The following is a 16,067-nucleotide window of genomic DNA, read 5'->3' as shown; positions in this document are numbered from 1 at the left end:
TTTACAGGGCTCCGCTTCGCTCCGGTACCGATTAAATATCGGCACTGAACCCTTACAATCCCTAACGCAAAACCCACCGCATTAAATCAATCACTGCATCTTAAAACGAGTTGTTATTAATTGTAAACGGAAAACGGCCCAAAAAACCCCGATAAAAAAATGAACCCTCCTTTGCAAAAAAAGTAAAGTGATTTAAAACAAAAATCCCGAACTCAATAAATGAATTCGGGATTAGTATTTAATAAATTATATTATCATTTCTTCGCTATTCTATACAAATGACCGTTATCGGTAACCGAATAAAGTGCACCATCTTTACCCTCTACCATATCGCGGAAACGTTCGCCTTTGCCTTCCAGTAGTCTTTCTTCTCCAACTATCTTATCGTCTTTAATTACTAAACGGATAATGTGCGAACCACCTAAACCACCCACAAATAAATTCCCTTTCCATTCAGCAATTTTAGTGCTGTTGTAAAAAGCAATGCAACCCGGTGAGATACTTGGATTCCAGTAATAAACTGGTTGTTCCATGCCTTCTTTCTGCTGAATTCCATCCCCAACTTTTTTTCCACTATACTCAGTTCCATAGCTCATGATCGGCCAGCCATAGTTTTTGCCTGGTTTAATGATATTTACTTCATCGCCACCCTTTGGTCCAAATTCAGCCTCCCATAAGTCGCCTGTTAAGGGGTTTATGGCCAAACCATCAGGATTGCGGAGTCCGTAAGCATAAATTTCTGGTTTTGCATCTCCTTTTCCTGCAAACGGACCGTTTGGAACCGCTTTACCATCAGTGGTAAGGTGAAGGATTTTCCCCAATGAGGAATTTAAATACTGCGCCTGGATTCTGATATCGTTTCCTGAACGCTCACCGGTACTCACAAATAAATTGCCGTTTTTATCAAAAACAATCCTCGAGCCATATTGAAGTTTACCGCCATAAGCAGGGCCGGCACGGTAAATAATGGTTTGGTTTTCTACCGTAGTTTCATTAGCAGCCAGTTTTCCTTTGGCAATGGCCAATAAAGAACCTTTGTCCTGTGGCTCTGAAAAAGCCCAGTAAATTATTCTGTTTTTTGCAAAATTAGGGTCTAAAGTTACATCCAATAATCCTCCTTGCCCAGATGGATCTACTTTAGGTAAGCCGGTTATCTTTTTGCTTAATTTACCATCAGGCGTAAGAATAACCATGGTGCCTTGCTTTTGTGTAATTAAAAAACCACCATTCGGAAGCACTGATATGGCCCATGGGTTCTCTAACTTCTCGTTGATAACCGAAATATCCAAAGGGGTTTTGGTTTTTACACCTGCAATTCGGGTTTGCCCGGCAAAGGCGGGTTTATAATCAGCCGATGGTTCATTGGTTTCAACAGGATTTTGTGCAGCTACACGTGCTATATTTGCACTGTTTAAAGCCAAACCCGCCAATAAAATACCAAAAGTTTTATTGCTAAATAAGTTAATAGACATGGTTGTTAGTTTTTTATTAAAGAAACAAAATTATGTTTGCAATAAAAAACCCAAATTCATCAAATGAACCTGGGTTTTAAATATGTTACAAGCCTTTGAGCTTGGTGTTTCTGCTTTGAGCTTAAACTAAGCCAGTTGCTTGTTTAATTTTTCTGCCAATACTGATTTTGGAACAGCACCAACTTGTTTATCTACAACCTGACCATCTTTAAAGTATAATAAAGCCGGAATGTTACGGATACCAAACTGCATTGAAATTTGAGGGTTGTTATCAACGTTTACTTTTCCAACTACCGCTTTACCATCATATTCTTTAGCGATTTCTTCTACTACTGGACCAACCATGCGACAAGGGCCACACCATTCTGCCCAAAAATCTACTAATACGGGTTTATCTGATTTTAATACAAGCTCCTCGAAGTTTGCATCTGTGATTTCTAATGCCATAATTATTTTTTTTATGTTCAAATATATGTATTCAATTGTAATGCCAACACATTTCCAATGTCAATTTGACATTATTCTGAGGTAGAGGCAGGAAGCGGTATGCGTGGGGCGGTTAGCGTTAACAAGCTAAACGCATATCGCTAAGCGCCAAACGTTAGTTTAATTTGTAATTTACAACATTCAATCCGAGCAATTGTTCCAAAAACTTATTGTTAGGGTTTATCTTTAGGTTTTTTGAAGGCAAATCGAGCATGATTTCTTTTTCACGGTCAAAAATTGCGAAGTTAAGATGGCAGTTCTGCTGCTCGGTGTTTGCCTTATTGTCTGCTAATATAGCTTCAATTTCGCGCATCAGTTGATCGTTAACCCGCTCAATCGGCACCTGTATCGTTAAACTTTTAGCCAGTTTATCCCTTAGTTCAGACATGAGGTTTATCGCTGTTATTTTAAACTCCCAATCGCCTGCTTTACCGAAACGTTCTCCTACCCTTCCTCTAATCTGTAAAAAGTATCCCTCTGTTAAAAAAGACTTAAACTTTAAAAAGTCTTCTCCGAAAAGGGCCATTTCGCTGGCATCATCATAATCTTCGAACACGAAAGTACCAAAGGGTTTACCTGTTTTGGTAATCCGTTGTGATGCCGTAACCACCAATCCTCCTACACAGAGCTCGCGGTTTTTCAGTTTCTCAAATTCGGCTAAAACTTCTTCATTGTTATCGCCCATGCGCACTTTGTTGATGATACTCAGCTGCCTTACGCCATGTGTACAAAATTTATCAAGTTCAAGTTTGTAATTATCCAACGGGTGGCCGGAAAGGAAAATTCCGATGGCATCTTTTTCATACTTCAACCTGTCCATTAAAGCCCATTCTGGCGAAACCGGCAAACTTGGTTCTAAAATTAAATCAGCTTTAGATCCACCGAACAATGATGCCTGCGAAGTGCTTTCGTTATTCTGAAAATCGTTGGCATATTTAATAATCTTTTCAATACCATTCATTTTATCATTGGGGCCGATATAGAAATATTGTGCCCTATGCCCTCCAAATGCATCAAATGCGCCACTATATACAAAACTCTCGTATGCTTTTTTATTTACAATACGGGTGTTAGAACGTTTTGCAAAATCATAAACGTTGCTGTATGGACCATTGCTCAATCTTTCTTCAATAATACTTTCTACCGCTTTTTCGCCCACACCTTTTACTGCCGACATACCAAAACGGACTTCACCTTTGGCATTAACCGAAAATTTAAGGTCAGATTCGTTTACATCAGGCCCCAATACGGTAACACTCATCTGGCGGCACTCCTCCATAAAGAAAGCCACCTGTTTAATATCGCTCATGTTGTTCGATAGTACCGCAGCCATATACTCGGCAGGGTAATGCGCTTTTAGATAGGCTGTTTGATAGGCAATCCAAGCATAACAGGTGGAGTGCGATTTATTGAAAGCATAGGATGCAAATGCTTCCCAATCTTTCCATATTTTTTCTAAAGTTGTGGCATCATGACCTTTTTCGGCCGCTTGTTTCACAAACTTTGGTTTCATTTTATCCAGTACATCTTTTTGCTTTTTACCCATTGCCTTACGCAGTACGTCGGCCTCACCTTTGGTAAAACCAGCCAGTTTCTGCGATAAAAGCATCACCTGTTCCTGGTAAACGGTAATTCCGTAGGTTTCTTTTAAATATTCTTCACAAGCATCCAAATCGTACTTAATTTCTTCTTCACCATTTTTACGGCGAACGAAACTCGGAATGTACTCCATTGGTCCTGGGCGATATAACGCATTCATCGCAATTAAATCGTCGAAAACTGTTGGCTTCAGTTCCTTCATGTATTTCTGCATCCCCGGACTCTCATACTGGAAGATACCGATTGTTTCGCCACGCTGAAAGAGTTCGTACGTTAGTACATCATCGATCGGAAAATTATCAGGATCTAGATCGATACCGAACCGTTTTTTAACCAGTTTTACGGTATCTTTTATCAGCGTAAGGGTTTTTAAACCCAAAAAGTCCATTTTTAATAAACCCGCGCTCTCTACAACGGAGTTATCAAACTGGGTCACATATAAATCAGAATCCTTTGCGGTAGATACGGGCACGAAATTGGTAATATCACTTGGCGTAATAATTACCCCGCAGGCATGAATTCCTGTATTCCTTAACGATCCCTCTAAAATCTGCGCCTGTTGGATGGTTTCGGCACTTAAATCTTTTAAACCGCCTAAGTTTTTCAACTCCACCACCCGTTCGTATTCATCCGGGCGAAGCGATTCTTTCAGCGTTTTCTCATCCAGGTTGAAGATTTTTGCGAGCTTCATGTTCGGAATCAGCTTTGCAATTTTATCGGCTTCGAAAAGTGGCAGATCCAATACCCTCGCAGTGTCGCGGATAGAAGATTTGGCCGCCATTGTACCATATGTGATGATTTGAGCAACCTGACTGGAACCGTATTTATTAATTACATATTCCATCACACGGCCACGGCCCTCATCATCAAAATCAATATCAATATCAGGCATGGATACACGATCCGGATTTAAGAAACGCTCAAAAAGGAGATCGTACTTAATCGGATCGATATTGGTAATCCACAAACAATAGGCAACCACCGAGCCGGCTGCAGAACCCCGGCCAGGACCCACCGAAACATCCCTGCGGCGTGCCTCGGCAATAAAATCCTGTACAATTAAAAAGTAACCCGGATAACCCGTTTTTTCAATGGTTTGTAATTCGAAGTCTAAACGTTCGGTAACTTCGGGTGTTAAAACACCATAACGTTTCTTTGCTCCTTCGTAAGTAAGGTGGCGCAAAAACTTATTCTCACCGCGCTTTCCGCCATCGGCTTCATCTTCTTCTACCAAAAATTCTTCAGGAATGTCGAATTTAGGTAAGAGTACTTCGCGGGCAAGTTTATAAATTTCTATTTTATCTACAATCTCTTGAATATTTACAATCGCCTCTGGTAAATCGGCAAAAAGTGCTTTCATTTCATCACCAGATTTGAAATAGTATTCCTGATTTGGCAGGCCATAACGGTAACCCCGGCCGCGACCAATTGGTGTAGCCTGTTTTTCGCCGTCTTTTACACAAAGCAAAATATCGTGCGCATTCGCATCTTTTTTGTTAATGTAATAGGTATTGTTGGTAGCCACCAGTTTAACAGCATGTTTGCGTGCCAGGGCTATTAATGATTCGTTTACACGGTTTTCATCTTCCTGATTGTGACGCATTACCTCAACATAGAAATCATCGCCAAACATGTTTTTCCACCAAATTAAAGCTTCTTCGGCCTGGGTTTCGCCCATGTTTAAGATTTTGTTCGAAATCTCACCAGAAAGGTTACCCGATAATACTATAATATCATCTTTATATTGCTCAATTATCTGCCTATCAATACGGGGCACATAATAAAAACCCTTGGTATAGGCGATAGATGACATTTTAGCCAAATTGTGGTAGCCTTTTTTATTTTTAGCCAACAACACCATCTGGTAACCATTGTCTTTAGCGGTTCTGTCAAGATGATTATTACAAACAAAAAACTCAACTCCAACAATAGGGGTCATTACCACCTCTGTAGGTCGTTCGCCAGCTTCAATGGCGGCGGCATTTTTTGCTTCTGCGGCTTTATTATGGTTTAAAACTTGGTTTACAAAATGGAAAGCCCCCATCATATTCGCATGATCTGTCATCGCAACGGCAGGCATTTTCTGTGCTGCTGTAGCTTTAATCAAATCGGGGATGCTAATGGTACTTTGCAATACCGAAAATTGGGTATGGTTATGCAAGTGCACAAAAGTTGCGGCGGCAAGTTCCTGTTTATTCCCGGCAAGTTCTTGTTTGGAAATTCCTCCGCCTTCAGCTTTTTGTAAACGCTTACGAATTTCATCCGAAGCAGCTTTTAAATTAATGTGTTTTAAACCAACACCCTCAATAGTAGCCGGATTTACTTCTCTAAAACGGGGAAAGTATGCTACATCAACCTGTAATTCTTCTATCTTAAAAACTTCTCTTTTTACCAGCTCCAAAAAACAACGCGTGGTTGCTTCCACATCGGCGGTAGCGTTGTGTGCCTCGTTAAAAGGAACACCGAACAAGTAAGAATGCAGCTCGGTTAAGGTTGGCAATTTAAATTTACCGCCTCTACCTCCGGGCAATTGCAACAACTGCGCGGTAACTTCGGTACAGGTATCTAAAACCGGCATTTCTGCCAAGCGGTTAGCAACACCAAAACGGTGAAATTCGCAGCCCATAATGTTTACATCAAAGCCAACATTCTGACCTACAATAAACTTGGCCTTATTTAAAACTTCATTAAACTTAGCCAGCATTTCATCAAAACCAATACCTTGTTCGGCAGCAAGTTCAGTAGAAATACCGTGAATCCGCTCTGCATCATAGGGAATGTTAAATCCCTCTGGTTTAACAAGATAATCCTGATGTTCAACCAATCTCCCCATCTCATCGTGCAATTGCCAGGCAATCTGTATACAACGTGGCCAGTTATCCGTATCGGTAACTGGTGCATTGTAATTGCGGGGCAAACCCGTGGTTTCAGTATCAAAAATTAAGTACATAGTGTGCGGTAAAGAATTAACCGTTTAGAAATAATAACGGTTCTTCAAAAATAAGGAATTTGAGGGTTGAAGTTGTCAGGATTTTATCAACAAAATGTGACGAACAAACCTCGCAGGTTTTTGAAACCTGCGAGGTTTAAAAAGGATGTGTACAAACTTCAACTAATACTTATTTAAGAGCAGATGAAGTTCTGTTACGCTTAGTTTAATAATCCTCTTTTGTAACGAGGATTATTGAAGTACGCATTTGTAATGCGAAAATAATCAGTTTAAGAGCGATGAAATCGCTTTATTCGTACGTCCTCGTTACAAACGAGGACGATGTATTTTATTTTAACAAGTACATCGACAAGCAAAAGTATTAAAAACTTATATTTCCGAGACTTGAATAAGCGCAATCTTAAATATACCGCTACATTGAGGCAATTTAATGCTCCTGGCTCACCAGTTCGCTAACCTCATACCCTTTCAGTCTGCATCTTTCGATGATATGTACCAACAAATCGGCTTCCATTTTAGGCTCTCTGGCCATAATAAACAGGTATTTCTCGTCTGGGTGACCTACCACAACATAACTATAATCGTCGGCCAGTTCGATAATCCAGTAACCAATTTTAAATGGCCATAAAAACTGGGCTTTCATATCGCCATCGGTTTTTTCTGTATCAAAAAACAGTTTCGAAGTGATCGATTTTTCTTCAGGCTTTCCCTCCTTATGGTAAGTAGTATACACATCGAAATGATCATCATCAGCCAAAGTATAGGTTTCGGTAGTTTGCTTCCAATGTTTATCCATTAAAGTAGGGATTGAGTATAAAGAATACCATTTACCTTCAAAGGCTTTATAATCGATTTCTGAAATGGGCTTGTTTTCCATGGATTTAGTTTATTGAATAACTTCAATTACGGAATAAGGTTTTAATTAAATTGCTATTTCGGCACCTATCTGTTTTATTAAATGATTTAGCCACTGAAACACGGAAAATTTTATCTCCAGCCTTCCAGCATCGATTTCTTTCCTTACCAGTATCGATTTCTTCCTTACCAGTATCAATTGCACCCTTGCTGAATCTATTGCAAACGCTTCACTATCGACTTCGTAAGTTTCAGCATCGTTTGCGTAAGCTTCAGTATCAATTGCGTAAGTTTCAGCATCGTTTGCGTAAGCTTCACTATCAATTGCGTAAGCTTCAGTATCGATTGCGTAAGCTTCAGCATCGATTGTGTAAGCTTCAGTATCGATTGTGCCCCATCCAGTATCAATTGCAAACGCTTCAGTATCGATTTCTTAAGTTTCAGCATCGATTGCCTTGGATACAATCTTAATAGATGCATTAACAAAGCATCAAAATGCATGACGATAAAGTTTTCAGAAAAGGATTTTTAAACCTTATATTTATTTCTACCTTCGATTAATATTTAACGATAGCAAACCATTAAAATAAAATATATGAAAGTAACGGTTGTTGGCGCAGGCGCAGTTGGTGCCACTTGTGCAGATAATATTGCCCGCAAAGAATTGGCAAACGAGCTTGTTCTGTTAGATATTAAAGAGGGCTTTGCCGAAGGTAAAGCCATCGACATGATGCAAACCGCAACCTTATTGGGTTTCGACACAAAGATTACCGGTGTTACCGGCGATTACAGCAAAACAGCTGGTTCTGATGTTGTTGTAATCACTTCTGGCTTGCCACGCAAACCTGGAATGACCAGGGAAGAGCTGATTGGCATTAATGCCGGCATTGTAAAAGGTGTTGCCGAAAATATTTTAAAATTCTCCCCGGAAGCCATTTTCATCGTAATCAGTAACCCGATGGATACCATGACTTACCTCGCCCTGAAATCGCTCGGATTACCTAAAAACCGCTTAATCGGCATGGGTGGAACACTTGATAGCTCGCGTTTTAAATTCTATTTATCTCAGGCTTTAAATTGCAATCCCAATGATTTACAGGGTTTCGTAATCGGTGGGCATGGCGATACCACCATGATTCCTTTAACCCGTTTGGCTACTTACCAAAGTTTACCCGTTAGTAATTTATTAGATAAAGAAACACTCGATAAAGTTGCATCCGATACCATGGTTGGTGGTGCTACGCTAACCGGATTAATCGGTACATCTGCCTGGTATGCGCCTGGTGCCGCAGGTGCCGCATTGGTTGAAGCCATTTTACGCGACGAGAAAAAACTGTTTACCTGTTGCGTTTCACTCGAAGGAGAATACGGCCAGGAAGATATTTGCCTAGGTGTACCTGTAATTATTGGCCGTAACGGTTGGGAAAAAATTATCGATTTTAAATTAACCGATGATGAACAGGCAGCCTTTAATAAAAGTGCTGATGCCGTAAGAAACATGAATAGCGTACTGGCAGAAATGAAACTGGTTTAATACGGTTTATTTTTCGCCACGGACGCAGAAGCACGGAATAGATTGTTATCCGTGTGTTCCGTGCTTCCGTGGCTATTTCTTTTGCACTTAAATACTTGTTACCCTAAGTATAAAAGAAAGGGCTTAGACATCAACAAAATAATGAAATCAATTTCAATTCCCTTAAAGCTTATAAATTTACAAGATGATGGTTACCACCTTTTACTGGAAGTTATCGTTTTTAAAGAAAAACATTTTGCTGTTCTAGATACCGGTGCATCAAGAAGCGTATTCGATAAATCATTAATCGAAAAACATCTCTCCGAAACATTACAGGTATCAGATGAGATTAATGCTGCAACTCTTTTTACCACCACAACCACCATTCAGGCTACCATCCCCGAACTAAAAATTGGTTCTTTAAAGATCAAAAACTACGAAACAGTTGCTTTCGATCTCCAATCGGTTAGCGAAACTTACCAGCAATTTGGCCACCCCCCTATTATAAGTATTATCGGTGGAGATATTTTAATGCAGTATAAAGCCGTTATAAATTATGATAAAATGATTTTAAGACTTTATAAATAAAGGCAATGAAAAAGGACATCAGCGACAGGAATGATATTATTCTTTTAGTGGATACTTTTTACGAGAATGTTTCGCTTAATAAAGTTATAGGCCCAATATTTACCGATGTTGCTAAAGTAAACTGGGAACATCACCTGCCTAAAATGTACGATTTTTGGGAAAGTATTCTTTTCGGTATGGCAACTTACAAAGGCAACCCCATGCTTACCCATTTTGCACTGAACGAAAAAACTCCCTTGCAAACCGAAGCATTCGACACCTGGAAAAACCTCTTTTATAATACCGTAGATGAGTTATTTACCGGCCCGAATGCTGAGTTGATTAAACAAAAAGCACAATCTATTGCCGATTTAATGCATTATAAGATTAATTCGGCCCCACCGAAAATTAGAATTGTTTAAAGCAGTTTCTCTTTGATTTACACTGCTTTATTATTAAATTTAGTTAACCAAACTAAATTGAATCATGAAATTTCTCAAAATCTTATTAGCGATTATTGTCGTACTGGCAATAATTATTATTGGAGGCAGCTTCCTCTTACCAAAAAGTTATATTGTGAGCAGATCTACGGTGATCAATGCTGCTGATAGTGTGATTTACAAAAACATCGCAGATTACAATGAATTTTACAAATGGAATGTATGGTCTAAAATGGATCCACAAGCGAAAGTAACCATTACAGGCACTATTGCAACTCCTGGTCACCTTTACCAGTGGAACGGAGAAAAAAGTGGCAACGGACAAATGAAAATCAATAAAGTTGATGTCAATAAAATGGTAGATATGGAATTGAAATTCATTAAACCAATGGAAAGTGTAGCCGATACCCGATTCGATATCACAAAAGAAGCCAATGGAAATAAAGTAATCTGGACCATGAGCGGAGAAAGCAAAGGAATAATAAATAAATGGTTTGGCCTATTTATGGACAAAATGATCGGCAAAGATTTTGAAGACGGATTAAAATCACTAAAAGAAAAATCAGAAAAAGGTGTTTAATTGTTTTGTAATTTAAGGTAGCGCGTAGAGATTGCCACGGAGACACGGAAAAATGAAATAAATTTATTAAATACCGTCGCCATTCCTAATACCGTCGTCATTTCGACCGCATTGTAGAAATCTTTTAATATCGTCCTTTTTAGTCGCGCCGTCATTTTAACCGCATTGTAGAAATCTTTTAATATTGTCCTTTTTAGTCGTACCGTCATTTCGACCGCAGTGAAAAAATCTTTAAAAACCGTGCTTTTTAGTCGCGTCGTCATTTCGACCGCAGTGGAGAAATCTTTTCAAATTGCATCTTAACTTCATTTCCCTATGATATCTCCATTCTTTTGCATTCCAGTCGAAATAACAATAAAAGAAATAGTCCTCTCCCACAGTATCGTCATTGCGAGAAGGCTTTTTCGGCCGACGAAGCAATCTTTCTAACATTTGCTTTTAATAGAGAATTAAGAGAATTGCCACGGAGGCACGGAAAAATGAAATAAATTTATTAAATACCGTGGTCATTCTAATACCGCCGTCATTTCGACCGCAGTGGAGAAATCTTTGAAATTGCATTTTATAACTTGTCCGAAAAATCACTCCAATCCCTTGCATTCCACAGGAGAAGGTCAATACCCCTATTCCAAACAATTGTGTCGGCTTTGCGTTAAAAAACCATTAAATATCAACTTACCGCAATTAAGATTTTGTAATTCCCTATTTTTTAGATTACTTGCTAACAAATGAATTTATTACTTGTAGAAGACGAACCGAGTGTGGTATCTGTAATTTCGAGGGGACTAACCGAAGAGGGTTTTACAGTAAGTATTGCTCCCGATGGCGCTATTGGAAAACAGATGGCCTTAGATAATCAGTTCGACCTGATTATCCTCGATATTATGCTGCCTGGAATAAATGGATTAGAATTGTGCAAAATTATTAAAGAAAAAAAACCGAATACCCCCGTTATTATGCTTACCGCTTTAGGCACTACCGAAAATGTGGTAAATGGTTTGGATAATGGTGCGGATGATTACCTGATCAAACCTTTTAAATTTGCTGAACTTTTTGCACGGATCAGGATGTTATTGAGGAGGTACCATGGCGCAGTTTCACAAGATCAGATTATCACCATAGCCGATCTGCAGATTAACTTAAGTGCGAAAACAGTTAAACGGGATCAACAGGAGATTGTACTCACTGCAACCGAATACCGCCTGCTGGAGTATATGTCGAAAAATAAATCCAAAATTTTATCGAGAATAGATATCTTAGAAAACGTATGGGATATCGATTTTAACCTCGGCACCAATGTGGTTGATGTGTATGTAAACTATCTCCGCAAAAAAATAGATAAAAATTCCGATCAGAAACTCATCCATACAGCGGTAGGTTTGGGATATATATTAAAAGAAAAATAAATGGAGATAGCCAAGAAAATCACTTTACTTTTTGCCATTTTATCGGCAATTATTATCTCTCTGCTAAGTGGTTTTGTATGGTATTTTTCTAACGACTTTGCTTTTGAAGATTTTTACAAACGCCTGGAAGCGCGGGTTAACATTGCCGCACAGATAAAATTGTACGAAGATGGAAACAATAAGGTGTATGCAAAAATGCGCAACCAATACCTGGAGCGCTTACCTTCCGAAAGAGAATTTATTGTAGAAGCGGGCAAAGCTCCTGAAAAGGTTGACCGCGAATTGCCTGCCAGCTTTTACAACCGCATTAAGGCAGGTTATATGGCCCGCTACCGGGTAGAAAATCACTTTTATGCCGGAAAATATTTTAGAAATCACAATTCAGGATACATCGTTATTGTTTCTGCAAATGATCCTTTTGGTTTCAGGGAGTTAAAAGATCTCCAGCGGATCCTTATTATCGGTTTTTTCCTTTCCGTTATTTTATCATTCGTAGTGGGCTGGAAGTTTTCGAATTACATGCTGATGCCTTTAAGAAACATCATTAAAAGCGTTAAAAAGATCAAAGCAGAAAATTTGCATTTAAGGCTTGATGTTAAAAATGGAAATGATGAAATGTCGCAATTGGCCCAAACCTTTAACAACATGCTTAACCGGCTGGAAACGGCTTTCGAAACACAGAATAATTTTATCAGCAATGCCTCTCATGAGCTGAGAACACCTTTAACCATTATCAGCGGCGAAGTTGAGCTGGCCCTTAAAACCATCGATGATACAACTAAACAAGAGAAAGCCTTAGCTAAAATTAAAGATGAAGCCGAAAGGTTGGAGCATATTTTAACCAGCTTACTGGGCTTGGCGCAATCGGGTTTCAACGGAAAAAATCAACCTTGGGAAGAAGTCCGCATGGATGAATTGCTTTGGGAAATTAAAGAATCGGTTAATCAGGTTCATCCAAACAGTAAAATTGAGATTGATTTTAGCAAACTCCCCGATGATGATGAACTGCTTTCACTAAAGATAAATAAAAACCTGATTAAACTTGCCATCAGCAACATTGTAAGTAACGCCTGCAAATATTCAAATGAAAATCTGGTAAGCATCAGCATTGAGGGCAATGCCAATATGCTTTCAATCGCGGTAACCGATCGTGGCATCGGAATTCCACAAACCGATATACAACATATTTTTGAACCTTTTTACCGCGCATCAAATACCAACGACTTTAAAGGTTATGGTGTGGGTTTGCCCCTTTCTTTAAACATCATCCGCTTGCACAGAGGTAGCATTGCCATTAAATCGCAGGAAGGAATTGGCACTGAAATTAAAGTTTTATTACCTGCAAAAGGTTAATTGATGAAAGATTTAACATGGTTAACTGTATTTCGGACGATTGCACGATACAATTAACTGATTTAAACGGCTAGGAAATTTCAGCAACATTCCAAAAAAGAGTACACTCTAATCTCATTCTAATCTTGTTCTTATTCGGCTGTAATAACATCGCGCTAAACTTGTATAAATAATGTTTCAATTCATTTAAACAAGATATGCCATGAAAACAGTATTAATTCCTACCGATTTTAAACTAGAGAGTATTAAAATTATTGATACGCTTGTTCAACACCAAAAAAATGAAACACTAAATATCATTTTTGTGCATGCGTTTAAATTATCAGATTCCATTACCGATATGTTAATGTTAAGTCGCCGCAGCCGTGATTACGAAAACGTTAGCGACGAATTTTATCAACAGCTAAGCCAGGTTAAGGCCAAATACGCCCCTCAAATTAATGCCATCTGTATAGAATATTTTTACGGCAGTACGGTAGCAGCCTTTAAAAATTTTATCGAAGCTTTTGATGTAGAATGTATTGCTTATTTAAAAGAATACAATTTTACACCGATCAACAAATATAGCATCGACCCTAAAATTTTAACTGAACGTGCTGGCTGCGAAGTGATTCAATTGAATACCTTAACTGTACACGCCAGCGAAAACTTAATTGATACAAAAATACACGAAGCAAAACTTCAGAAAGCAAACGTTTAATCATCTCATTTAATAATACTATCATGCTGTTACGAAATAATATTCCGCTCACTTATATATTCGGAAAGATCAAAAAAGAACTCCTGTTTGTAATAGGTTACTCCATAGGAATTGTGGTGTTATATGAAAATTTCCATGTTACACGGATCTCCATACCTGTTGCAGTACCTGCATTACTCGGAACAATCATTTCACTTTTACTCGCATTTCGATCAAACCAGGCATACGATAGATGGTGGGAGGCAAGGATTCTTTGGGGCGCCATAGTTAACGATTCGAGAACCATCTCCCGCCAAATATTGTCGTTCGTAGAAAACCCTTATGGTTTAGAAGAAATAGAGGAGTTTAAGGCAAGGTTTATTAAAAGACAAATTGCCTGGTGTTACGCTTTGAGCCAATCTTTAAGGGGTTTTAATCCACGTAAAGGTTTGGAAGAGTACATTTCAACTGAAGAAATTGCTTTCATTAAAAAACGTAAAAATGTAACCGCCTCTATTCTGGAATTGCATGCCATGGATTTAAAAAAGGCTTTACAGGAAGGCTGGATTAATAAATACCAACAGATAGAGATTGATAAAACAATAACAGGTTTATGTAACCACATGGGTGGATCGGAAAGAATCAAGAATACCGTTTTCCCTGTAACCTATAGCAAGTATATCAATATGTCGATCCATTTATTCATTGTATTGTTGCCTTTTGGTTTGATTGAATACTTTGGTTATATGGAAGTTCCGTTAGTGGTAGCCATTGCGGCATTCTTTTTATTGGTAGAAAAAATGGCTGTACATTTACAGGATCCTTTCGAAAACAAACCTACAGATACCCCAACTACAACAATCTGCAGAACGATTGAACGCGATCTTTGCCAAATGTTAGACGATAATAAAATTTATGAGGACAAACCCCAAACCGAACTGGCTCCTGTTGGATCCTACTATATTTTGTAAGATAATCGAAGCCGAAAAATCAATCTCATTGTTCGAGATGGTTAGTTAATCAAGAATGTGTTGGCTCTGGATGGAGCAAACCCTTTTAGAAAGTTTATAGTGACAAAAAGCCATTCGGTTGCGAATGGCTTTTGTTTTTTAAATTAATTATATAAAAGTCTATATTTCTCAATCAAGGACTTAGTTTCCCTTATACTGATCTTAGCTGTTCTAATTGCAGCATTAAAATAGAGTATAAATAAAACGATAGAAAGTGACACAACTAATTGCTGTACATTAATTGCAAAAATCGTGTATCCGACTGGTACAATGTTCATGGCAAAATTAGTCAATAGTATAGTACCGCCTAATAGAGGAAGAAAAGAAGTTCCAGATTTAAAAGACGCAAACTTTTTATAAAGCGCAGGTTTAATAGTAGAAAACACAGAAATTCCAAACACACAGAGCAGACCAGCAACTAAAAATATATAAAAAACATTTGCCGTAAGTAAGCCTTGCATTTTGTAAATTCCAAAAATTGAAAAACAAAGCAGTAACACATATTTATATCCAAAAGCCGAGAAAAAAAATCTCCAAAACAAACGGCTGTATTTAGCACGAATTGAATTGGTTAAGCCATCGGCAAAGGCACTAAGTCCCATGACACCAAATGATTGAATTGTTTCGTTTACCGCAGCATCAAAATTAAGGGCTGGGTTCTCAATCATTTTTTCTTCAACTGATGAGGCGATATGATCTAAAATTTCCATCTGTATATCTACCTCTAGAAAACCCCTCTTAACTATAAGGTCTTTAATTTGGTGCAATTGTTCTAGATTGAGATTCATTTAAAAAGAAGATTTTAAGTTTAATAATACTTGTAAATGTGCTATAAAGTCTTTTGCTTCCTGAAGTTTATTCACCACTTCTTTTTCTCCGCTTTTTGATAGTGAATAGTATTTACGCACACGGTTGCCTACTACCTCTGTGGCAGTATCTAATAATCCATCAGCCTCCAACTTATGCAAAGCAGGATATAAAGCACCTTCTTTCAGCAATAATTCGCCTTGAGTTATAGCTTTCACCTTTTGCGTAATTTCATATCCGTACATCCTTTCATTTTCAGATAATAAATTCAAAATAATAGTTTGTAAAGTACCTTTAAACAATTCGTTATTTACAGCCATGAACAAATGTAAATATATTTATATACATAA

General features: G+C 38.3%; 15 protein-coding genes. 8 read left to right on the top strand and 7 right to left on the bottom strand.

Features of this window, described 5'->3' with window-relative positions; genetic code table 11:
• Window positions 1-254 precede the first annotated feature (254 nt).
• The 5 genes from ACZZZW_RS10060 to ACZZZW_RS10040 form a co-directional block, all read right to left on the bottom strand.
• Window positions 255-1,472: a PQQ-dependent sugar dehydrogenase gene (locus ACZZZW_RS10060; protein WP_463493140.1), complete on the bottom strand. Its 1,218-nt coding sequence runs from the start codon at window positions 1,470-1,472 to the stop codon at window positions 255-257.
• Between the two features lie 126 nt (window positions 1,473-1,598).
• Window positions 1,599-1,919: a thioredoxin gene (gene trxA, locus ACZZZW_RS10055; protein WP_029275428.1), complete on the bottom strand. Its 321-nt coding sequence runs from the start codon at window positions 1,917-1,919 to the stop codon at window positions 1,599-1,601.
• Between the two features lie 154 nt (window positions 1,920-2,073).
• Window positions 2,074-6,507, bottom strand: a complete 4,434-nt coding sequence (dnaE, locus tag ACZZZW_RS10050; RefSeq protein WP_463493139.1) for a DNA polymerase III subunit alpha — start codon at window positions 6,505-6,507, stop codon at window positions 2,074-2,076.
• Between the two features lie 427 nt (window positions 6,508-6,934).
• Entirely contained in the window at window positions 6,935-7,384 is a 450-nt protein-coding gene (locus tag ACZZZW_RS10045; RefSeq protein ID WP_463493138.1) for a lipocalin family protein, read from the bottom strand.
• A gap of 194 nt (window positions 7,385-7,578) precedes the next feature.
• Entirely contained in the window at window positions 7,579-7,809 is a 231-nt protein-coding gene (locus ACZZZW_RS10040) for a hypothetical protein (RefSeq protein ID WP_463493137.1), read from the bottom strand.
• A 148-nt stretch (window positions 7,810-7,957) separates the two neighbouring features.
• Between ACZZZW_RS10040 and mdh the strand changes: the two genes are divergently transcribed.
• The 8 genes from mdh (at window position 7,958) to ACZZZW_RS10000 (ending at window position 14,871) form a co-directional block, all read left to right on the top strand.
• Window positions 7,958-8,896, top strand: coding sequence for a malate dehydrogenase (mdh, locus tag ACZZZW_RS10035; protein ID WP_463493136.1), 939 nt, complete (start codon window positions 7,958-7,960; stop codon window positions 8,894-8,896).
• A gap of 141 nt (window positions 8,897-9,037) precedes the next feature.
• The gene (locus ACZZZW_RS10030) at window positions 9,038-9,463 is read left to right on the top strand and encodes an aspartyl protease family protein (protein WP_463493135.1); all 426 of its coding nucleotides are present in this window, start codon (window positions 9,038-9,040) and stop codon (window positions 9,461-9,463) included.
• A gap of 5 nt (window positions 9,464-9,468) precedes the next feature.
• Window positions 9,469-9,864, top strand: a complete 396-nt coding sequence (locus tag ACZZZW_RS10025) for a group III truncated hemoglobin (RefSeq protein ID WP_463493134.1) — start codon at window positions 9,469-9,471, stop codon at window positions 9,862-9,864.
• A 64-nt stretch (window positions 9,865-9,928) separates the two neighbouring features.
• Window positions 9,929-10,462: an SRPBCC family protein gene (locus ACZZZW_RS10020; RefSeq protein WP_463493133.1), complete on the top strand. Its 534-nt coding sequence runs from the start codon at window positions 9,929-9,931 to the stop codon at window positions 10,460-10,462.
• A gap of 728 nt (window positions 10,463-11,190) precedes the next feature.
• A complete protein-coding gene (locus ACZZZW_RS10015) occupies window positions 11,191-11,868 on the top strand; it encodes a response regulator transcription factor (protein WP_055914798.1) in 678 nt (225 codons plus the stop codon).
• Entirely contained in the window at window positions 11,869-13,221 is a 1,353-nt protein-coding gene (locus tag ACZZZW_RS10010; protein WP_463493132.1) for a sensor histidine kinase, read from the top strand.
• A 202-nt stretch (window positions 13,222-13,423) separates the two neighbouring features.
• The gene (locus ACZZZW_RS10005; RefSeq protein ID WP_463493131.1) at window positions 13,424-13,921 is read left to right on the top strand and encodes a hypothetical protein; all 498 of its coding nucleotides are present in this window, start codon (window positions 13,424-13,426) and stop codon (window positions 13,919-13,921) included.
• A 23-nt stretch (window positions 13,922-13,944) separates the two neighbouring features.
• Entirely contained in the window at window positions 13,945-14,871 is a 927-nt protein-coding gene (locus tag ACZZZW_RS10000) for a bestrophin family protein (RefSeq protein ID WP_055914807.1), read from the top strand.
• Between the two features lie 143 nt (window positions 14,872-15,014).
• Here the strand turns inward: ACZZZW_RS10000 and ACZZZW_RS09995 are convergent, their stop codons facing one another.
• The gene (locus ACZZZW_RS09995) at window positions 15,015-15,698 is read right to left on the bottom strand and encodes a hypothetical protein (RefSeq protein WP_463493130.1); all 684 of its coding nucleotides are present in this window, start codon (window positions 15,696-15,698) and stop codon (window positions 15,015-15,017) included.
• A complete protein-coding gene (locus ACZZZW_RS09990) occupies window positions 15,699-16,037 on the bottom strand; it encodes a PadR family transcriptional regulator (protein ID WP_463493129.1) in 339 nt (112 codons plus the stop codon).
• Between the last annotated feature and the right edge of the window lie 30 nt (window positions 16,038-16,067).

This window comes from Pedobacter sp. AC379 (assembly GCF_979258145.1).
This window is presented reverse-complemented; position numbering and strand designations above follow the sequence as displayed.